General features: G+C 66.2%; 18 protein-coding genes. 6 read left to right on the forward strand and 12 right to left on the reverse strand.

What is annotated here, in order from left to right; all coding sequences use genetic code 11:
* Positions 1-78: 78 nt before the first annotated feature.
* On the forward strand, positions 79-867 hold the full coding sequence (locus tag A6F68_RS11165) for a nucleotidyltransferase family protein (protein ID WP_067682495.1): 789 nt from the start codon (positions 79-81) through the stop codon (positions 865-867).
* Here the strand turns inward: A6F68_RS11165 and A6F68_RS11170 are convergent.
* A complete protein-coding gene (locus A6F68_RS11170) occupies positions 830-2,152 on the reverse strand; it encodes a lipopolysaccharide biosynthesis protein (protein ID WP_067680009.1) in 1,323 nt (440 codons plus the stop codon). The genes A6F68_RS11165 and A6F68_RS11170 overlap by 38 nt on opposite strands.
* 210 nt (positions 2,153-2,362) lie before the next feature.
* Here A6F68_RS11170 and A6F68_RS11175 point away from each other — a divergent pair, with 210 nt between their 5' ends.
* Positions 2,363-3,445: a hypothetical protein gene (locus A6F68_RS11175; RefSeq protein WP_084001802.1), complete on the forward strand. Its 1,083-nt coding sequence runs from the start codon at positions 2,363-2,365 to the stop codon at positions 3,443-3,445.
* On the opposite strand, the gene A6F68_RS11180 is transcribed toward A6F68_RS11175, so the two are convergent.
* The gene (locus tag A6F68_RS11180; protein WP_067680015.1) at positions 3,411-4,061 is read right to left on the reverse strand and encodes an HAD family hydrolase; all 651 of its coding nucleotides are present in this window, start codon (positions 4,059-4,061) and stop codon (positions 3,411-3,413) included. The two genes, A6F68_RS11175 and A6F68_RS11180, sit on opposite strands and share 35 nt — an antisense overlap.
* Positions 4,062-4,171: 110 nt before the next feature.
* Here A6F68_RS11180 and A6F68_RS11185 point away from each other — a divergent pair, with 110 nt between their 5' ends.
* The 4 genes from A6F68_RS11185 to A6F68_RS11200 all read left to right on the forward strand — a co-directional run bounded on the left by A6F68_RS11185 (position 4,172) and on the right by A6F68_RS11200 (position 7,296).
* Entirely contained in the window at positions 4,172-4,954 is a 783-nt protein-coding gene (locus tag A6F68_RS11185) for a succinate dehydrogenase iron-sulfur subunit (RefSeq protein WP_067680018.1), read from the forward strand.
* Position 4,955: 1 nt separating this feature from the next.
* A complete protein-coding gene (locus A6F68_RS11190) occupies positions 4,956-5,414 on the forward strand; it encodes a PaaI family thioesterase (RefSeq protein WP_067680022.1) in 459 nt (152 codons plus the stop codon).
* The gene (zapE, locus tag A6F68_RS11195) at positions 5,414-6,529 is read left to right on the forward strand and encodes a cell division protein ZapE (RefSeq protein ID WP_067680025.1); all 1,116 of its coding nucleotides are present in this window, start codon (positions 5,414-5,416) and stop codon (positions 6,527-6,529) included. The genes A6F68_RS11190 and zapE overlap by 1 nt, the downstream gene beginning before the upstream one ends.
* A gap of 68 nt (positions 6,530-6,597) precedes the next feature.
* Positions 6,598-7,296, forward strand: a complete 699-nt coding sequence (locus A6F68_RS11200; protein ID WP_067682498.1) for a pirin family protein — start codon at positions 6,598-6,600, stop codon at positions 7,294-7,296.
* Here the strand turns inward: A6F68_RS11200 and A6F68_RS11205 are convergent.
* The 10 genes from A6F68_RS11205 to A6F68_RS11250 are packed head-to-tail and all read right to left on the reverse strand — an operon-like array spanning position 7,293 to position 19,353.
* A complete protein-coding gene (locus A6F68_RS11205) occupies positions 7,293-9,188 on the reverse strand; it encodes an XrtA/PEP-CTERM system amidotransferase (RefSeq protein ID WP_067680028.1) in 1,896 nt (631 codons plus the stop codon). The two genes, A6F68_RS11200 and A6F68_RS11205, sit on opposite strands and share 4 nt — an antisense overlap.
* 11 nt (positions 9,189-9,199) lie before the next feature.
* Complete coding sequence (gene xrtA, locus A6F68_RS11210; protein WP_067680031.1) at positions 9,200-10,135, reverse strand: exosortase A; 936 nt, start codon at positions 10,133-10,135, stop codon at positions 9,200-9,202.
* Between the two features lie 46 nt (positions 10,136-10,181).
* Positions 10,182-11,405 (reverse strand): TIGR03087 family PEP-CTERM/XrtA system glycosyltransferase, encoded by a 1,224-nt coding sequence (locus A6F68_RS11215; RefSeq protein ID WP_067680034.1) that lies wholly within the window; start codon positions 11,403-11,405, stop codon positions 10,182-10,184.
* Positions 11,405-12,460, reverse strand: coding sequence for a FemAB family XrtA/PEP-CTERM system-associated protein (locus tag A6F68_RS11220; RefSeq protein ID WP_067680037.1), 1,056 nt, complete (start codon positions 12,458-12,460; stop codon positions 11,405-11,407). The genes A6F68_RS11215 and A6F68_RS11220 overlap by 1 nt, the downstream gene beginning before the upstream one ends.
* Complete coding sequence (locus A6F68_RS11225) at positions 12,457-13,344, reverse strand: XrtA system polysaccharide deacetylase (RefSeq protein ID WP_067680040.1); 888 nt, start codon at positions 13,342-13,344, stop codon at positions 12,457-12,459. The genes A6F68_RS11220 and A6F68_RS11225 overlap by 4 nt, the downstream gene beginning before the upstream one ends.
* Positions 13,345-13,360: 16 nt before the next feature.
* Positions 13,361-14,488, reverse strand: a complete 1,128-nt coding sequence (locus A6F68_RS11230) for an XrtA/PEP-CTERM system-associated ATPase (protein ID WP_067680044.1) — start codon at positions 14,486-14,488, stop codon at positions 13,361-13,363.
* Positions 14,489-14,516: 28 nt separating this feature from the next.
* Positions 14,517-16,139, reverse strand: a complete 1,623-nt coding sequence (locus tag A6F68_RS11235) for a preprotein translocase subunit YajC (RefSeq protein WP_232308127.1) — start codon at positions 16,137-16,139, stop codon at positions 14,517-14,519.
* Between the two features lie 4 nt (positions 16,140-16,143).
* Positions 16,144-17,172 (reverse strand): P-loop NTPase family protein, encoded by a 1,029-nt coding sequence (locus tag A6F68_RS11240; RefSeq protein ID WP_067680047.1) that lies wholly within the window; start codon positions 17,170-17,172, stop codon positions 16,144-16,146.
* Between the two features lie 13 nt (positions 17,173-17,185).
* A complete protein-coding gene (locus A6F68_RS11245) occupies positions 17,186-18,691 on the reverse strand; it encodes an XrtA system polysaccharide chain length determinant (RefSeq protein ID WP_067680050.1) in 1,506 nt (501 codons plus the stop codon).
* Positions 18,692-18,705: 14 nt separating this feature from the next.
* A complete protein-coding gene (locus A6F68_RS11250; protein ID WP_067682503.1) occupies positions 18,706-19,353 on the reverse strand; it encodes an XrtA/PEP-CTERM system exopolysaccharide export protein in 648 nt (215 codons plus the stop codon).
* Between the last annotated feature and the right edge of the window lie 73 nt (positions 19,354-19,426).

A 19,426-nucleotide genomic window follows, 5' to 3' on the forward strand; every position in this document is an offset into this window, starting at 1 on the left:
CGTTACTCCGACCTGGCGACCCGGGCGATCATTCTAGCGCTGGCGAACAGGCACGCAATCGGGCAAGGCGCGGGGCCGATGACCGCGCCGATCGCCACGCTCGTCCTTGCCGGATCCCGCCCCGGCCAGGACCCTCTGCTCGATGGTACGGACCTGTCCACCAAGGCGCTCTTGCCGATCGCCGGTAGGCCGATGCTGGCGTGGGTGCTCGCCGCGCTGGACGCCTCGCCGTCGGTCGGTGCGATAACGGTCGTTGCGCAGGACACCGCCCCACTCGCAGCCGATGCGGCGATAGCGGCAGCCGCTCAGGTACAATGGCGGGATTCGGCCGGGTCCATAGCCGACGCGGTCCAGCTCGCCCTGGCAAATGCATCGGGACCGCTGTTCGTCACCACTGCGGACAATGTCCTGCTGACTCGGGGCATGATCGAGCAGTTCCTGGCGGAGGGAAGCTCGTCCGACGTCGCCGTGGGTCTTGTCGAACGTCAGCGGGTCGCCGCGGCCGGCCATTCGACGACCCGGACCTGGCTCAGGTTCCGGGGCGGTGCGTGGTCGGGCGCGAACCTTTTTCGCCTAGATGGCCCGAAGGTGACGCCGCTCATCGACTTCTGGCGCGGGCTCGAGCAGGACCGCAAGAAGGGCCTCAAACTCATCGGCGCGTTCGGTCCGGGCCTTCTTCTGGGAGCCGCCTTGCGGCTGATCGACATTCAAACCTTTGCAAACCGGGTCGCGGCCCGGTTCGGGCTGTTGGGGAAGGTCGTTTCGATGGACGCCGCGGAAGCCTGCATCGACGCAGACAAGCCCTCGGATTTGCCGGTGATCGAAGCGATCATGGCTCGTCGCGCATCGTCCGCAGCACGCGATTGACGGCAATAGCCATTCCAGCGGACGACAAGGCCATGCCGATGGGAACCGCCCAACTGGCGATCATGACACCCTCAGACACAAACAGCAGGAATGCCGCGGCGAGTGCGCCGATCGAAACGGCGCGCGCCGCAACGGCTTTGATCGCATGCCCAGTCGACAGGAGCAAAGGTTCGAATGAAACCGCGGCCAGTTCGAACGACGAGGCAATGACCAGTGGTAGCAGTATGGGCGCACCCTTGGCAAATTGCTCCCCACCCACGAGCACCAGCAGCCATTGCCCGGCCACAACCGCCAGCAGTGTAACGATTGCGCCCCCGCTGGCGGCCATGATACTCACCTGTTGGACCAACTTGCCAAAGTCGCCCCTGTCATCACGCGCGGTCGCCCTGGCGAATTCGGGAAGAACGGCCCGGGCGATGAGCTGGGCGAAGCGGCTGATGCCTTGCGCAAGCTGGTCCGCGAGACGGTATAACCCGGCCGCACTCGTGCCCAGAAAGTAACCGACCGCGAGCAAAGGCCCTTGCTTGAACAGTGCGTCAAGCGCGGCACTTGCGAACGTCATCGCGAAGAAGCTACGGATTCCGGGGTTCTCAACCAAGGCTTCGGACCACCGCCCGAAATTGCCGAAACGAAGGGCCTGGGGCGCCACTTTCCGCGCAGCAACCCAATAGAGAAAGCCCGAAACAAGATCGAAAAAGGCCCATGCCAGCAGGAAGCGCGCCACGCTTGGTCCCGTCAGCACTATCGCGCCTGCGGCAATGAGGCGCCCCGCCGGAACGATCGCCTCAACGTAGCTGCCAATGTCGAACCGGTCGAGCCCGCGCACGACACCCGTTGGCGTTGTCATTCGCGAGATTAGCAATGCGCAAACGAACCAGAACGCCATGACCGTGTATTCAGGGTTAAGCGAAAGCGCATCGCCGAACCCGAAGAAGACCACGACCGCCACGAGACAGCCCAGAGCTACCCCCAAGAGATCGATGCTGGCGCAAAACCAAACCAGCCTGCCGAACTGATCCCATTGTCGGTCGTGTACAGGCGCAGCACCATATCGTACAATGGTTTGCCATGTCTGGAAGCTTGTCAGCGCGACTAGCGCTTGCGCGGTCCCGAAGATGAGGGAAAAATGGCCGAAGTCCTTAAGCCCAAGAGACCGCGAAAGGAGAGCAAGGTAGACAAGGCTGCAGATCGCACCGAAGCCCTTGCCGCCGATAAGCCACGCTACGTTTCGCATTATGCTGTTCAAACCGTTGCGCCGATCGGCAGGCCGGGTCGCTTCGCTCATGGCACCAGCCTGTAGCGCGCGCGCGAAGAACTGCAATGGCAAGGGAGGGGCGAACGGCAGGTCGTCGGTTGTCTGCAGTTACGCGGTCCTCTAGCGCACTCTCCGATGCGACGTGCACTCTTCTTATTCAATCACGACTCGGCGCACCAGGTAGCACATCTTGCCCCTGTCGCTGCCGCGCTCGCCCGACACCATCGGGACGTTCAAACAGTGATCGCGTATGCCAATGATCCCATCCGCGCTCGCCTCACCCAATTGATCGACGACGTGGCGGCGCAGCGGATCGAGTGGTGCGAACTTCGCCTGCCAAGCGTTGTTCGCGCACTGGCCACCGGTCTCGACCGGCTGTTTCCAGCGTCGCGACTGTTTCGCCTCTACACGAACCGCAAAGCGTTCGCTTCCGCTGATGTCATCGTATCCCCCGAGCGGACTTGCCTACACGTGATGCGCTTCATCCCTACCGATCGGATGCCGCGCTTCGCTATTCTGCCCCATGGAGCGGGTGACAGGAGCGTATCGTATCATCCCGATTTTGCCCGCTTTGATCGTGTCTTCGTGGCAGGCACCAAGGTCGTCGATCAGCTTGTTGCACACGGTGTGGCGCCCGAGAGTATCACGGTTGTCGGTTATCCCAAATTCGACACTATCGAGTTATCCGCGCGACCCGACTTCTTTGGAAACGGACGCCCGACATTCGTCTACAATCCGCACTTCGACCCCTATCTGTCGAGTTGGTATGATGTCGGCCCGGACCTACTGCGCTGGTTCGCCAGTCCGGACGGCCAAAGGTTCAACCTGATTTTCGCACCACACGTGATGCTGTTTCGCAAGGAGCTTCACGTCTCCCCCGAGTATCGGATCGCGCGCCAACGGCCCCAAGTTCCGGAAGTGGCGGACCGGGCAGCCAACATTCGCATCGACGTTGCATCGTCGAAATTGTTCGACATGTCGTACATGCTGGGGGCTGACGCGTATATCGGCGACGTATCGAGCCAAGTATACGAATTCCTTACTCGCCCGCGACCGACTTTCTTCATCGACGCCCGGTCCCGGCGGCAGCGAGGCGAAGACGAATGGCTTGTGTTCCGAAAGGCAGGCCCGGTCGTTCGAACGGTCATGGATCTCGTTGCAGTACTGCCCAATTTCGCCGAGATCGGCAAAGCGTATCGTGCCGTGCAGCGCGAGCTTTTCGAGTATACTTTCAGCGTAGAATCACAGCCTGCATCGGTCCGAGCTGCCGCTGCGATACGCGACTGGGTCAGCGGGCTGCCGGAACGACAGTCCAGCCCTTGAGCAGTGCTCTTGCTGTCGAGCGATCGCTTGTTGAAACGAAGATGGGTTCGTCGGCCAAAGCAAAAGTCGGTGCATCGGCGAAGCTATCCGACACGACCCGAATTCGCGCATTCTCTTTTTCCAGGCCTTCCTGTTCCATCCAAGTGAGAATCCGCTCGCGCTTGACCAGTCCGTAGCAATTGCCGCCAGGTATGCCTTGTCCGTCCCAGCGGGTGGCGATTACCTCCTCGATGCCGACGGCCCGGGCGAAATACCAAGCGTAGAACTCAAAAGCAGCAGTGGCCATGACGATGCGCGCGCCAGCGCGACGGTCATTCTCAATCATCTGGACAACGTTACTCTGCAAGCCACTGCGCGCGATCCGGTGCGATGCGAAGCGCGCGCTCACACGGTCCAATTTGTCCAGAGGCACCGTCCCGATCAACAACCGCATGCCCAATCGCTTGAGCGTAGTGCGGTCGTACAGTCCGAAACGATATCCGATCATCAGCACGATCCACACCGGTGCGAGGGCCACGCGCCAAGTAGTCAGGGCACTAGCGGCATAGATTAGAAAAGGGGTGAACGTGGGTCGCCGCGTGATGGTCCGGTCAAGGTCGTAGATTGCGATGCGCATGTCCGCAGCCGATTACGAGGACGCAACGACTGATGCAACGCCTGCCCTTGCCCTCGCCGGTCGAAGCGTTAGATGGGGAGGCAAGCTTCCGCTCGAGGACCCTCGCGATCATGGCCACCTTTACCCTGCCGAAAAACTCGAAGATCACCGGCAAGGGCCGCTCGCACCCGGCCTCGGGCGCGACGCGCAAGAAGAGCTTCAAGATCTACCGCTTCGATCCGGACAGCGGCGAGAACCCCCGTTACGACACGTTTGAGATCGACCTCGACGAGTGCGGGCCGATGGTCCTCGACGCGCTCATCAAGATCAAGAACGAGATCGACCCGACCCTCACCTTCCGCCGCTCGTGCCGCGAGGGGATCTGCGGCTCTTGCTCGATGAATATCGATGGCAAGAACGGCCTTGCCTGCACCACCGCGATCGAGGACCTCAAGGGCGAAGTGCGCATAACGCCGCTTCCCGCGATGCAGGTCATCAAGGACCTCGTGCCCGACTTCACCCATTTCTATGCCCAGTACGCCAGCATCCGCCCGTGGCTTCAGACCGTGAGCCCGACGCCCAGCGGCAAGGAACGCCTTCAGTCGCCCGAGCAGCGCGAGAAGCTCGACGGGCTCTACGAGTGCATCCTGTGCGCGTGCTGCTCGACCGCCTGCCCCAGCTACTGGTGGAACAGCGACAAGTTCCTGGGGCCGGCGATCCTGCTGCAGGCGTATCGCTGGCTGGCCGACAGCCGCGACGAGATGACTGGCGAGCGGCTCGACGCGCTGGAAGACCCGTTCCGTCTCTACCGCTGCCACACGATCATGAACTGCTCGAACGTGTGTCCGAAGGGGCTCAGCCCCGCACGCGCGATCGCCGAGATCAAGAAGATGCAGGCCGAACGGCATATCTGACGTGTCGTCGAGCGAAGACGAACGCTTCTTTCGCTACCGCCCACTCGAAGACCATCCTGGCTGGTACACCTGGAACATCCTTGACGAGACGCGCTTCAACCACGCCGTGATGGGTCCGCTGATACTTCGGATCGAGGGCGACAAGTGCCGCGTTCGCATGCAGCCGGAACGCAAGCATTCGAACCTGCAGGATATGATCCACGGCGGGGTGACCCTTTCGCTGATTGATGTCTCCATGTTCGCCGGCATGCGCACGTTGACTGACAACGAGGGCGCACGGGCAGTGACGCTGGAACTCTCGACGCAATTCATCGGGGCTGGCGCAATGGACAAGCCGCTCGATTCGGTCGTTGAAGTCCTCAAGGAGACCCGGCGCACCGTCTTCATGCGCGGCATCGTCGAGCAGGATGATGTTCTAATCGCATCCTTCTCGGGGCTGGTGCGCAAGGCCGCAGGCTGATGGCTGGCCTGCTTGCCCGGTACGAGCGGCTGATCGCAGCGGGCGAATTGCGCGCCGACCCCGACCAGCGACGCGCCGCCGAGCGACTGGCTTCACTCGAGAAGGAGCTCGAGGCCGACAAGCCCGGCGGCCTGTTTTCGCAGTGGTTCGCCCGCAAGAACGAGACACCGCGCGGGGTCTACTTGTGGGGCGGTGTCGGGCGCGGCAAGTCCATGCTGATGGACCTGTTCGTCGACACCCTCGCCATCGCCGAAAAGCGCCGCGTGCACTTCCACGCCTTCATGCTCGAGGTCGATCGCATGCTGCGCGACGAGCGGGCCAAGGAAGCGGGCGATCCCGTTGCGCCGGTGGCGGCACGCATCGCGGCCGATGTGCGCTGCCTCGCGTTCGACGAGATGGTCGTCACCAACACCGCCGACGCCGCGATCATGGGCCGCCTGTTCACCGCCCTGATCGTCGACGAAGGGGTGACGGTCGTGACCACCAGCAACCGCCCTCCGCGCGACCTCTACAAGGACGGGCTCAATCGATCGCTATTCCTGCCGTTCATCGAGCTGGTCGAAAGCCGCCTCGACGTCATCCCGCTCGACGGGCCGGTCGACTACAGGCTGGACCGGCTGGCCGGGATGGACTCATGGCACAGTCCCTTGGGCGATGATGCAACCGCCCAGGTGCGAGAGGCGTTCTTCCGCCTCACCGACTATCGTCCGGAAGACGCAGCCAACGTGCCGACCGGAGAGCTCGACCTCGGCGGCGGGCGTACCCTGCACGTGCCCAAGAGCCTCAAGGGCGTCGCGGTATTCAGCTTCAAGCGCCTGTGCGGAGAAAACAGGGGTGCGGCCGACTATCTCGAAATCGCCCGTGCCTACCATACCGTGGTGCTGGTCGGCGTACCCGCGATGGGGCCCGACAACCGGAACGAGGCCATTCGGTTCACCAAGCTGATCGACGCTCTCTACGAACACAAGGTGAAGCTGTTCGTCACCGCCGCGGCGGAGCCTGAAGCGCTCTACCCCGCCGGAGACGGCGCGTTCGAATTCGCCCGCACCGTGAGCCGGCTGGAGGAAATGCAGAGCGCCGACTACATGGCCTTGGGACACGGCGCAGAGGGTTGAACCCGGGCGCGCAGGCCCCACATTCCTTTCATTCCGGCGGCAACACCCCGCCGATGTGGACTATCCAGATGATCGATATCCGTCCGCGCGACAGTCTCGCGCATCGCAACCACGGCTGGCTCGACACCCGTTTCCACTTCAGCTTTGCCGACTACCACGATCCGGCACGTATGGGCTGGGGCGCACTGCGCGTGTGGAACGACGATCACATCGCTGCCAAGAGCGGGTTTCCGCCCCACCCCCACCGGGACATGGAGATCGTCACGTTCGTGCATTCGGGTGCGATCAGCCACCAGGACTCGCTCGGCAATCGCGGCCGCACCGTCGCGGGCGACGTGCAGGTCATGAGTGCGGGCACCGGCATCACCCACGCCGAATACAACCTCGAGGACGAGGCGACGACGCTGTTCCAGCTCTGGATCATCCCCGATCGCGCGGGCGAGAAGCCCAGCTGGGGCACGCGCGAATTCCCGCGTGGCGACCGTTCGGGCGCGTGGACCGTGCTGGCCAGCGGCACTCCCGAGGCCGACGATGCGCTGCCGATCCGGGCCGACGCCAAGGTCATGGCGGCAACGCTGAAGGCCGGCGAGACGGTTCGCTTCGAAGCCGATCCCTCGCGGCACCAGTACCTGGTCGCGGTCGACGGGCGCTACCGCGTCAACGGCAACGATGCCGGCGCGCGTGACGGGGTCGCCATCACCGGCGAACGGGTCATCGAGGTCGAGGCGATCGAGGACGCCGAACTGGTACTCGTAGACAGCCGCTAGGCGATCTTCAGGACCGCCAGCGAGCGGTCGAGCATCAGAAGTTGCCAGAGCAGCCGTGAATGGTCGGAGCGCCCTGAAATGTGCGCTTCGGCCAGTCCGGCTATGCGATCGCCATCGAACCACCCGGTACGCGCCAGCGTCGCCCCGCGTCCGATCCGCCGCGCCTCACCGGCCAGCGGTCCGCGCAGCCATTGCGCGATCGGGGTGACGAAGCCTTGCTTCGGTCGATAGAGTACGTCGCGCGGCAGGTAGCGTTCCATGGCGTGCTTGAGCAGCCACTTGCCCTGCCCACCCCTGATCCGAAGATTTTGCGGCAGGCCCGCGGCGAACTCGATCAACCGGTGGTCGAGCAACGGCTCGCGCGCCTCCAGGCTCACCGCCATGCTAGTCCGATCAACCTTGGTGAGAATGTCACCGGGGAGCCAGAACTTGAGGTCGGCGTACTGCGCGCGGTCGAGACCCGATCGTGCCGGCGCGGAACGCATCAGGTCGATCAGGGGCCGCTCGGCCCTGTAATCGCCCAGTTCCCGCCGGAAGCCATCGGAATAGAGGCTTGCCCTCAGCTCCGGCGCAACGACCGCGAGTGCGCGCGCGTAGCCTTCCTCTCCGCTTGCACCGAGCGACTGGAAGGTGGTCTTGGCGCGCAGGGGACGGGGTGCCCAGTCGGCCTTGGGCCAGAGAGCGCCGAGCGCCCCGAATACGGGTCCGCGAAGGCGCGCGGGCAGGACCAGACGGGCGCGCTCCTCGGCCGCGTGAAAGCGATGCCTGCGGTATCCGGCGAAGGCCTCGTCGGCGCCGTCTCCCGACAACGCTACTGTCACGGTCTCACGGGCGAGCTGGCAGACCCGCCAGGTCGGCAGGGCCGAGGCATCGGCGAAAGGCTCGTCGAACATCGCGGCAAGGCGATCGATCTCTGAAAAATCGTCGCTCGCGACCACTCGTTCGCGGTGGTCGGTGCTGAATTTCGTCGCCACTTGGCGTGCATAATTCGTCTCGTCGACAGACGATTCATCGAAACCGATCGAGCAGGTGCGGACCGGGTCGCGGCTGGCCTCTGCCATCAGCGCAACGACGCTCGAGCTGTCGACCCCGCCCGACAGGAAGGCGCCGAGCGGAACGTCGGATACCATCCGGCTCGTCACAGCTTCGCGCAAGTGGAACAGCAGTTCAGCTTCGAGGTCGGCAGCACTTTCCCGGCGGCGCTCGGCGAAGCTGACGTCCCACCAGCGGGTCGGCGCCGCTGGAGGCGCGCCGTGCCTGAGCAGACGGTAGTGGCCTGCGGGCAACTTCTCGACGCCTTTCAGGATCGAGCGGTGGTCCGGCACGTAGCCCCAGGCGAGATAGTCTTCTACCGCGAGCGGATCGACCTCGCGGCGCAGGAGAGGATGCGCGAGCAGTCCTTTCAGCTCCGATGCAAAGGCAAGGCTGCCGTCGCTGAGCATCGCCGTGAAGAGCGGCTTCACCCCCAACCGGTCGCGCGCGAGGAACAGCGTCCGCGCGTCGAGGTCGTATAACGCGAAGGCGAACATGCCGTGCAGCCGCGAAAGGCAGTCCGGCCCCCATTTCTGCCATGCGGCAAGGATCGTCTCGGTATCCCCATCGGTGTGAAAGCGCGCTCCCGCGTTCTCAAGTTCGCGGCGCAACTCCTTGAAATTGTATATTTCGCCGTTGAACACGATCATCGCGCGGCCGTCCGTGGAGGCCATCGGCTGCGGCGATCCGGTCAGGTCGATGATCGACAGGCGCCGGTGCCCAAGTGCAACTCCGGGGGCGCTCCATACCCCCTCCCCGTCCGGCCCGCGATGCGCGAGGGCGTCGGTCATCGCCCTCACCCGCGCCGGATCGACCGGCTTGGGCGTGCCGCAATGAAATATGCCCGCAATCCCGCACATGGGCGGCGTGCCTAGACGAGCGCGCCGAGCGCGGCAAAGGCCATTGCAAGGAAGGCAATACCCGCCATCGCCGCGGCATTCGACATCGCAAATTGATCGAGCCGCACAATAGGTTCAACCTCGACCTGGGCGGCGGAGAATCCGGCCTCGCCCGGTTCGCGGTCGAAGTATCGCCAAGCCACCCCTAGTACCATCACGATCACGATCGCGAAGAAGACCCAGCCATAGACGATATGGTCGAAACTCCCGGCTCGTTCCGCACCGACCCACTGTGCGACGTAGATCGTCCCCCAGGCGCGCAGCCCGTTGGCGAGGATCGAGACCAGGGCCGCGCCTGCCACCAGCAGGATGCGCGGGCGCCAGCGGGTGAACCCGGTCCAACCGGCAAGCACTGCCAGCGCGATCATCGCGACGAGGAACTTCACGCCGGAGCATTCCTCGGCCACGACGAACTTGCCGCCGGGGGTGTCGATGGTCAGCCCGTCGGCCAATAGCGGGATCCCGGACAACTGGGTCAGGGCAATCGTGATCCGGGCCGTCAGATGCTGCAAGGCGGGGATCAGTTCGTCGCCGAACGGCACCAAGAATGCCGAGTAGGCGAGCGGGAGTGCCATGACGAGCGCCGCACGCAGGCCGACCAGGCCCAGAACCGCGCCCTGAAAAGCCATCAGCGCGCCAGCTTGGGCGACAAGGTTGATGTCGGCGGCCCGGCCGGCAAGGCATACGAGCAGTCCCGCTCCAAGCCAGGCGAGGCCCGGGCTCCAGGACCGGGGCGCCAGCTGTGCCAGTTCGTCGCGCCGCAGCCAGACCAGCCATGCGAGGATGGGCGGCACCAGCAGCACATGGTTGTAGGTGTCGATGTTCCACCACTGGTGCGCCATCGCGCGCCACTCGGGGAACGTGACGATGAAGAGCACTGCCCAGGCCGCTGCGATGCGCAGAGCCACTGCTGTCCACGGAGGGAGACCGGCTAGCGCAGGGGCAACGGCGAGGTCACGCCGCATCGCGGGCTACCCCTAGGCTGCGGACCAGGCCCGAAAGCGGGGCGAGCGCGGCCTGCCAGCTCTTCTCGGCCACCACGAACCGCCGTGCTGCCGCGGACATCGCCAAGGCGCGGGGCCCGTCGGCAAGCAGCAACTGCGCGGCCTCCGCGATGCGCACGTCGTCGCTGGCGACGGCATAGGTCACCCCGTCCCGCCCGCCGATCCCGGTCTCGGCCTCCGGAGACATGACCACCGGCCGTGCCATGGCCATCGCCTCGAGGACCTTGTTCTGGACACCTCGCGCGATCGAGAGCGGCGCAAGCACGATGTCCGCCGCGGCGAGGAACGGGCGCACGTCGGGCACTTCGCCCCAGACTCGTGTGCCATGGATGCCGTCGAGCGCGCGCACTTCCGCACTGGGCGCGCGGCCCACGACGTGGAAGCAGGCGTGCGGGTGCCAGCCACGGACCAGCGGCATGATCGAGCGGGCCGCCCTGATCACCGCCGCGACGTTGGGCGCGTAATCCATCTGTCCCGTAAAGACGAAGTGCGGCCCCGCCTCCGCCACGAGCGCCGTGTGCGGCTCGGTTGCCTGCGGGTCGAAGAAATCGGTGTCGATACCGTTGCCGACGGCCATGATCCGGGCATCGTCGCTGCCGATGCGCGAGCGCAACAGGGCCGCCTCTTCCACGCTGACGAGCAGCGTGGCGTCGGACCGCTTCACGAGGCGTGTTTCTTCCTGCGCGAGCAGGCGCCCTTCCCGCGCGTCGATCCACCCGCGCGGGCCGGAGCGCTCGGCGGCATACGAATCGAATTTCGCGGAATCGACGTCGCACAGGTCGACGATCACGCGCCCCGCGAAACCATCCGGCACGTACTGTCCCATCTGGCCCGAGAATACGAAGATCGTTTCGATCGGCCGGGTCGTGAGCAGGCGCGCGATCCACCGGCGCAATTCAGCACTGTCGAACGCGGTCAGGCTCACCGGCTTGCCGCTGGCGATGGCGCGCACACCTGCGAGCGGCAGGTTCATCGGCCTGCGGGCGAGGCAATGGGATGCCGCGACCTCCGCGAGCAGCGGCTCGGCAGCGAAATCGGCCTCGGTTTCGCCCAGCGTCGCGACGTGAACCGGTCCGAGCGCCGCCAGCGCCTTCAGCAGATGGTGCGAACGGATCTTGTCCCCGCGGTCCGGCGGGAACGGGATCCGGTGCGCGATGAAAAGCGTCTCGCCCATCACGCGAGACCGCGTGCGATCGGCGGACCCAGCCGGTTGGCGACGGCGAGCGGCAGGCGCTTCCAAAGCGCGATCTTCGCCGAATAGGCGTCGCTCGTCGGATCGACATCGCGGGCTTCGTGCTCCGGCGCCGTCCACGTGGAATAGGCCAGCGGCTGCGGCTCGAAGCCCCAGTTCTTCTTGTAGGCGAACGCCCCGCTGCCGGTCTTCGAGCGCCCGAAGTCGAACGTGCGGCACCCCCGCTCCCGCGCGTGCCGCATCAGTTCGAAGTACATGCGCTCGTTGGCGCGGGTCGCGCGCGCGACGAATGTGCCGCCGCCCCAGTAGGGCATGACCACGCCGTCGTGGTAAAGGCTGAGGACGCTGGCAACCGGCTCGCCATCGAGCCGAAGGGTGAGGATGTCCGCATCGAGCGCGTCGAGAACGGCATCGAACAGCGAACGCGGAAAGACCGGGGTGCCGAGGTTGCGGACGCTTTGCGCGTAGACCGCGTAATGCGCCGCGCGATCGCGCTCCGCGCTTCCGATTTCGACCGCGAAGTCACGCTCCAGCCCCTTGCGCACCTCGGCGCGTTGCTTGCGCGGGATGGCCAGCAGTTGCGTTTCGTCGTCCGGAGCCAGCCGCGCGGCGAAGCCGGCATGGCTGTCGCTCCGCACCGTCCAGTCGGTCGGGGCCTCGCCGCCCCGCAGTTCGACCGAAGCGCAGGCCCGGCGGACGGCAAGTTCCTCGGCCGCGCGGCACAGCCTGCGTGCGATCGTTGTCGAGGTGGCAAGCGGACCCCCGGCAACGGCAAAGCCGCTCGAAACCAGGGCGCGCGGGAACAGGGGTGAATGGACCTCGGTCAGCGGCAGCCAGCCGGTCAGCCCGGCATGGTTTTCAGCCACCAGGCCAAGGGCACGCTGGCGGGTCCCCCGCTCTATGGCGCACAGCCATGCGGGTCTCTGGAACGGCGTGCCGCCCAGTTCCGCGACAAACCGCTCGATGCGTGCCGCCTCGCGCGCATCGCGCAAGTCTGCCAGCGCGATCGTCTCGGCTGCGAGGAACGGGGCATTCATGCCGCAAGGCTCGTCGCGCGCGAGGCCTCCCGGTGCGCGAGCATGTCCATCCGGCCCCAATCGAACTCGTGGACCAGAGCGCGCAGCTTGTCGGCCATGCGGTCGAGGTTGGTGTAATGCCGCAGCTTCGATCGCATCGGCGCATTCGGGACGCGCGGCTGGTCCGGGTCGACTTCCCACGGATGAAAATAGAACACCGCCGGCCGACGCTCGGTGCGATTGACCTGCCGGATCGCCCAGCGGCTGAAAGCATAGGGTAGCACGCGGAAAAAGCCGCCCCCGCCTGCGGCGACGCGCTTGCCACCGAGCATCGCCGTGGTCACCGGGATCTCGACCAGATCGCTCCACGGCAGCGGATTGAACGCGAACCGGGGGGCGTCGCGCCAGCCGTAATGATCATGCGTCACGGGTGCGACCGATGAGCTGTAGGCATAGCCCTGCTCGGCAAGCTCCATGTAGGCCCATGGCGTGCGCTGGTCGATCGAGAAGCTCGGCGCCCGGTAGCCGGTCACCTGCACGCCGGTAATGTCCTCGAGGACTTTGCGCGCCTTCGCGATATCGGCTCCGAAACCGGCGCGGTCGAGAGTGTGGACCCGCGCGTGATCCCAGCCATGGCTTGCGATCTCGTGCCCCGCATCGGCGATCCGGCGCATGAGCTCCGTGTTGCGCTGCGCCACCCAGCCCAGCGTAAAGAACGTCGCTTTGGCTTCCGCCTCGGCGAAAAGGTCGAGCACCCGCAGGACATTGTCGGACACGCGCAGCGGCAGACGGTCCCACGAGCCGCGCGAGATCACGTCCTCGAATGCGCCGACCTGGAACCAGTCCTCGACGTCGACCGAGAGGCCGTTGATGATCTTGCGGGGAGGAACGGTCAGCACCGCCATGTCGGCAATGCTCCCTTCAGGCCGCAGCGCGCGGCGCGTCGCCCTCGAGCCAGTCGATCAGCAGCGACAGGACATGGCGCACTGCCTTGTCCTGTTCCGCCACCCGCTCCTCCAGCGCGGAAAGTCGGTCGCTCCAGCGATCTTCGAGCGGAGCCTGACCGAGCTCGGAAACCGCCTGCTTCAGTTCGGCGATCTCTGCGTCGCGCTCGGCTAGGAGAGCCTCGACCCTGGCGCGCGGAGCGGGGGGCGGCACGAAGGCGTGCTTGATCGGGCCGGGCGCAGGCGCCGCCTCGATCCTGGCCAGCGGCTTGGGAGCGGCCATCGGGAACGCGCTTTCGTCCTGCATCTCCTTGCGGATCGACGACAGCATGACCGAATCGATGCGCGTGCGCTGTTCGACCGCGCCGAGCAGGAGGAGCCGGCTCATCACCTGGTTCACGCGGCGGGGTATGCCCCCGGTCGCATCGTGAAGTTCGGCGAACACGCGCTGGTCGAACGCCGGGTTGCCCTGCCACCCCACGCACTGGAGGCGGTGGGTCACGTACGGCTCGATCTCCTCACGCTCCATCGCTTCGAGGTGATGCGCGGCGATGACGCGCTGGCGCAGCTGTTCGAGCTGGTCGTGCTCGGCCAGCACCTGCTTGAACTCGGGCTGGCCCAGCAGCAACGTCTGGAGCAACGGATGCGCGCCGAGCTGGAAGTTCGACAGCATCCGCAGTTCCTCGAGCGCCTCGACGCTGAGGTTCTGCGATTCGTCGACCACCAGCAGGCAGCGCCGACCGGCGCGCGCCTCGTCCTGCAGGAATGCCTCGATCGCGCCGAGGGCGGCCGCCTTGTCGTGCGCCTCCACCTCGATGCCGAACGCCTGCGCGGCGACGTGGACCATTTCCTCGCCGTCGAGGTTGCTGGTGACGATCTGTCCGACGGTCAGCTGGCTCGGGTCGATCTTGCGCATGAGGTGCGCGACGAGGGTGGATTTGCCCGCCCCCACCTCGCCGGTGATGACGATGAAGCCCTCGCCTTGCGCGAGCCCGTATCCGAGATAGCTCAGCGCCTTCCGGTGCGTGATGCTTTCGAAGTAGAAATTCGGATCGGGCGTCAGCTGGAATGGCCGGGCCGTGAGACCGTAGAAATCGTCGAACATCGTCTTCTCTCGCTATCCGTTCCGGTCGTCAGAAATCGTACCGCAGACCAAGGAGGGCCGCGGCGGTGGAAAGGTCGGGGCCGGCATCGCTGTCGAGGCGGTCCACGCTGACCGCGGCGTTCGCCGACAAGCCTTCGATGAGGTAGCGCCGATAGGCAGCGGCGGCGCCGAGCACGGTCGCGTCGCCCGCGCCCGCAAAGCCGCTGGTGAACCACTGCGCGCGCGAATTGACCGTGAAGCTGTCGCGGGCGCTGAGCTGTCCGCTGATGCTCGCGGCGATCCAGTAGCTTTCGTCGACCACGCCGTTGGCGGCTGCAAGGACCGTGCCCGGCGCGCCGATGAACTTGCGGCGATCGTAGCCTGCGCCGAAGCCGCCGGTCATCCGGCCCACCTGCCGCGAGTAGTTGAACGCGACACCCCGCCCGCGGAACACCGCCGAGCGGACCGAACCGAGCACGCCGGTCAGGCAATTGCCGCCCTCGACACTGCTGACGCATCCGTCGAGATCGCCCGTCACCGGGTTGCGGATCGCGGCAAAGTCGGTCGGAAGGGAAGCGAGCGCGTTGGTGAGCTGGCCGCCGAAGCCGGTGATCCCGTCGTATACCGACAGGTTGACCGAGCTGCGGCTGTCCGGCGCCCAGGCGAAGCTGCCGTAGTACGTCGTCGAATCGTAACGCTTGCCGACATGCGCCTCGGCCGCGGTGCGGCTCGATGGGCGCCAGACGACGCCGACGTCCCAGATGAGACCCGAAACGTCGTAGGCGATTTGCCGCGGCCCCGCCTTGTCGGTCACGAGGCGCCCGTCGGCGCCGATGACCGGGTTTCCGCCCGCATCGCGCACCGCGTCGCGGTTGGATATCTCGACATCCTCGTAGCCCACGCCGCCGACAAGCGCGAGGCTCGGCCCGAGTGGCACGGTGACGTCGGCGCGCACATGCGCGTCGCGCACGCGGCTGTCGAGGTTGGAGGTGTCTTCCTGGTAAACCCCGCCGCCGACGCCGATGCCGACCGGAAGCGGTGCGCCGGGCCGCAGGCCGACATGCGCGTTGGCACTGTGCACGGTGCTCTCGTCGAACACGTCGACCCGCGCCGCGCCGGGGGCGACCACGATCGCGTCCGGTGCCTCGGCGCGGGTGTATCCGAACCGGTAGTTCGCATTGACTTCCGCGTCGCCCGCGCTCGTGTGCAGGTTGGGTCCGGCATAGATCGAATAGATCCTGCTTTCGGAAGGATCGGATCGCGGCGCGGTGAGCGTCGCACCGCCGTTGCCGTCGACCCGCGTGCGGGTCGCCAATGCACCGGCCTCGACCGTCAGCGCGCGCGGAACCACGCTCGCGTAGCCGCGCGCGATACCGCTGAGCGTGGAGCTGTCGGAGACCGTGTCGTCGTAGCCGAAGGTCCGCTCGTAGCGGACCGATGCCGAGCCGCCGTTGTTCCGGCCCTGGACGCTCACGTCCACCCCGGCCGCGACCTGGGTATAGGTCACCGTATCGTCGCCCGGAGAGAGCTCGGCCGCGAAGACCTGGTTCGCCTCGATGTAGGGATCGACGCGCACGGTCTTGCGGCTTTCGCCGCGCTGCGCTTCCTGCGCCTGCGCCGGCATGGCGACAATCGTCGCGGCCCCGGCCAGCAGGATGAGCTTGCGGTTCACGGACCTACCCCCCGTACCCGTAATAGTTCCCGAACTTGCGTCCGCTCGGGCTGAAATGCGCCGCGTTGAGCAGCAGCTTGATGTCGGGGCACGCGCCGAGAAGCTGGACAGCATCCTCGAGCGCGCTGCGGCCGGTGCGGTCGGCCCGGCAGACGAGCAGTGCCTGCCCGACGTGCTTGGCAAGTTCGGCCGCGGGCGACGCGGCGAGCGCCGGCGGGCTGTCGAACACGACCATCCGCCCAGGCGCGCCGCGCGTCAGGCGGTCGAGTACTTCCGCAGTGCGCGCACTCGCGAGGAATTCGCTATCGGCATGGGTCTGGCTGCCCGCCGGAAGCACGAACAGCCCCGGAATGTCGGTCGCGATCACCAGATCCTCGACCTTGATAGCCGGGTTGGCGAGTGCATCCATCAGGCCCGGCCCCGTGGGGAGACCGAGCGTCGCAAGGACCGAAGGCTTGCCGAAGTCGGCATCCACCAAGAGCACCTCGCCGTCGCGCTCGCCGGCCATCGCGATGGCCAGGTTGACCGCGCAGAAGGTCTTGCCCTCGCCCGGATGAGGCGAGCAGACGAGGACGCGGCGCGCGGCTGCATCGCCCGCGGCCTGCGCCGCGGCGATCACCTGCCGCTTCACGATGCGGAATTCCTCCAGCAGCGCGGTCGTGGCGGCGTCCGGGACGATCACGCCATTGTGCAGGAGCACCTCGCGGTCGATCGTGTGGCGCGGCCCGGAAAAGCGCACCGGCTGTTCGACGATCGTGGGAGCGACGATGCTTCGCTGCGGCGCGGACACCGGCAAGCTCGGCTCCGGCGCCGGCATCGACACTGGCACCGGTTCGACAGCGTCGGCCTCGGGTTCATCGCGCTTCACCGCCTTGGCGCGCTTCATCTGCGGTTCGTCGAGGCGAACCGGCATCTTCGCCGGACTGAACGGGTCGAGCCCGAACGCGCCGCTGGCCCGTTCGAGGAGCGAGCTTTCGCGAGTGCCTTCGCTGCCGGGTTCGCCGGGGAGTGGAATCTTGCTCTGATCGGTCATCCTGCCAGCCCCCTCACGCGACCATGCCGCGCTGGAGGAACTCGATCCCCAGCAGGAGCACGAAAAGTCCGGCGAGCGCACCGCTTCCGGCGTAGAACAACTTCATCCGCTTGGCCTGCAACGCCTTGGCGCGCTCGGTCAGCGTCTCGGAAATGGTGCCCAGCACCGGCAGGTCGAGCGCACGCTCGAGCCCCGCGGCGGTCGAGAACGTCGACTTGAGCTGGGTCAGCCCGAATGCCGTGCCGACACCCGCGGCTATCCCGGCAAGCAGCACCCCGAACAGCAGCAGCGGCCGATTGGGAGAGGCCGGCTGGCGCGGCGTGGTCGGCGGGTCGACGACATCGAACTTGAAGCTCGAACGCTCGCTTTCGACCTGCCCGCGCAGGCGCATCTCCTCGCGGTTCTGGAGGAGCTCGTCGTATTTCTTCTTGAGGACTTCATAATCGCGGCTGATGCGGTTGGCTTCGGCCGAGACTGCGGGTTCGCTGGCCTGGTCTGCCATCGCGCCGCTGATCTCTGCCTGCAGCGCGGCCTTGCGCGCGAGCAGCGCCTGCACGTTGGCTTCTCGCTCGGCCTTGATCGAAACGAGCGAGCTGTAGGCCGGGTTCGGCGTTCCCGCCTGCGCCGCACCGCCCCCGCTGCGCTGGAGCAGCGTGATCTGGCGCTTGAGCGCGACGATGTCGGGATGGCTGTCGGTCAGTCCGCGCGCCTGCAGTCCGGCAAGTTGCGCCTGCGCCTGGCCGAGCGCACTGCCGTCGCCGCCGCCGCCCGCGAGCGTGCGAGGCGTACCGGCGAGCTGCCCGCTGATCGCGGCCAGCGCGCTCTGCGCCGCGGCAAGGTCGGCCTCCACGCCGCGCAGTTCCTGGCGCGTGCCCGAAAGGCGCCCCGCGATCGCGGTCGATCCGCCGACGAGTTCCGGATGCTCGGCTTCGAAGGCGGACAGCTTCACTTCCGCCGCCTCGAGTTCGGCCTTCCGCTCCTCCAGCTGCTGGTCGAGGAACACGACCGTGTCGGCCACCTCTCCGCGGTTGCCGGCGATGTTCTCTTCGCGGAATATGTCGATCAGCTTCTGGACGACGGTCTGCGCGAGCCGGGCATTCTCGGCGTCCGAAAGCTTGCGCTTGCCGACCTTGGCCGTGATCGTGAACAGGTTGTCCTCGACGCTCTCGACCTTGACGTCCTCCATCAGGCTGGCGACCGCCTTTTCCATCTCGCGCTGGCTGGCGATGTCCTTGCCGAGATCGGTGCTGCGCACGACTTTCTCGAGGTTCACCGCGCCCGCGAGCGTCTTCTTGACCCGCTGGATCTCGTCCGCGCCGCCGTTGGCGATCTTGAGCTGGTCCGACAGCACGTCGTCGAGCTGGACGTAGATGCGCGCCTTCGATTCGTACGAATTCGGGATCAGCGCCACGGCGATCCAGCCGAGCATGCATACGCCCCAGGCGACGCCGAGCACGAGCCAGCGCCGGGCCCAGGCGGAATGGGCGGCCGCGCGCAGTTCTTCGAAGACCTCGTTCATGTGCGGTCAGGCCCTCAGAACATGCTTTCGGGAATGATGATGACGTCGCCCGGCTGGAGCATGACGTTGGCCTCGCTCTCGCCGCGCTTGAGCAGGTCGCCGAGGCGCAGCCCGTATTCGCGCTGGCGGCCGACCTGCTTGTCGAAGCGGATCAGCTTGGCCTTGTTGCCGGCGGCGAATTCGCTGAGGCCGCCGACCGCAATCATCGCGTCGAGAACGGTCATGTTGGCGCGGAAGGGGATGCTCGCCGGCTTTTCGGTCGCACCGATGATGCGAACCTGCTGGCTGAACGTGCCGGCGAAATTGGTCACGATCACGCTGACCAGCGGCTCCTCGATGTACTGCGACAGCTGGAGACGGATGTCCTCCGACAGCATCGCCGGGGTCTTGCCGACCGCAGGCATGTCGCTGACGAGCGGGGTGGTGATGCGCCCGTCGGGCCGCACCTGGATCTTGTCAGCCGACAGTTCGGGATTGCGCCACACGCTGACGGTCAGTTCGTCGAGCGGGCCGATCACGTAATCCTCGCCCGGGCCTTCCTGCATGGCGACGAACGAGGCCGGCGGAAGCTGGCTGCCACCGCCGTTCGTGGCGCATCCGCTGAGCGTCAGCGCGGCGAGCGCGGTGCTCGCGAGGAAACGGGTAGAAAGGTTGGCAAGCATCGATGCATCCTCGAATTCGCGGGTGCGCCGATGCGATGTCGCAGCCGGGAGCGACCCGGCGCACCGCACAAGC

The organism is Tsuneonella dongtanensis (genome assembly GCF_001698205.1).
Classification (GTDB): domain Bacteria; phylum Pseudomonadota; class Alphaproteobacteria; order Sphingomonadales; family Sphingomonadaceae; genus Tsuneonella; species Tsuneonella dongtanensis.

Excerpts from the sequence above, each read along its gene's own strand:
- A6F68_RS11230 (WP_067680044.1), bottom strand. The coding sequence starts at position 14,488 with ATGTTCGACGATTTCTACGGTCTCACGGCCCGGCCATTCCAGCTGACG.
- A6F68_RS11220 (WP_067680037.1), bottom strand. The coding sequence starts at position 12,460 with ATGAATGCCCCGTTCCTCGCAGCCGAGACGATCGCGCTGGCAGACTTG.
- zapE (WP_067680025.1), top strand. The coding sequence starts at position 5,414 with ATGGCTGGCCTGCTTGCCCGGTACGAGCGGCTGATCGCAGCGGGCGAA.
- A6F68_RS11250 (WP_067682503.1), bottom strand. The coding sequence starts at position 19,353 with ATGCTTGCCAACCTTTCTACCCGTTTCCTCGCGAGCACCGCGCTCGCC.
- A6F68_RS11180 (WP_067680015.1), bottom strand. The coding sequence starts at position 4,061 with ATGCGCATCGCAATCTACGACCTTGACCGGACCATCACGCGGCGACCC.
- A6F68_RS11185 (WP_067680018.1), top strand. The coding sequence starts at position 4,172 with ATGGCCACCTTTACCCTGCCGAAAAACTCGAAGATCACCGGCAAGGGC.
- A6F68_RS11205 (WP_067680028.1), bottom strand. The coding sequence starts at position 9,188 with ATGTGCGGGATTGCGGGCATATTTCATTGCGGCACGCCCAAGCCGGTC.
- A6F68_RS11170 (WP_067680009.1), bottom strand. The coding sequence starts at position 2,152 with ATGAGCGAAGCGACCCGGCCTGCCGATCGGCGCAACGGTTTGAACAGC.
- A6F68_RS11245 (WP_067680050.1), bottom strand. The coding sequence starts at position 18,691 with ATGAACGAGGTCTTCGAAGAACTGCGCGCGGCCGCCCATTCCGCCTGG.
- A6F68_RS11165 (WP_067682495.1), top strand. The coding sequence starts at position 79 with ATGACCGCGCCGATCGCCACGCTCGTCCTTGCCGGATCCCGCCCCGGC.
- A6F68_RS11240 (WP_067680047.1), bottom strand. The coding sequence starts at position 17,172 with ATGACCGATCAGAGCAAGATTCCACTCCCCGGCGAACCCGGCAGCGAA.
- A6F68_RS11225 (WP_067680040.1), bottom strand. The coding sequence starts at position 13,344 with ATGGCGGTGCTGACCGTTCCTCCCCGCAAGATCATCAACGGCCTCTCG.
- A6F68_RS11215 (WP_067680034.1), bottom strand. The coding sequence starts at position 11,405 with ATGGGCGAGACGCTTTTCATCGCGCACCGGATCCCGTTCCCGCCGGAC.
- A6F68_RS11200 (WP_067682498.1), top strand. The coding sequence starts at position 6,598 with ATGATCGATATCCGTCCGCGCGACAGTCTCGCGCATCGCAACCACGGC.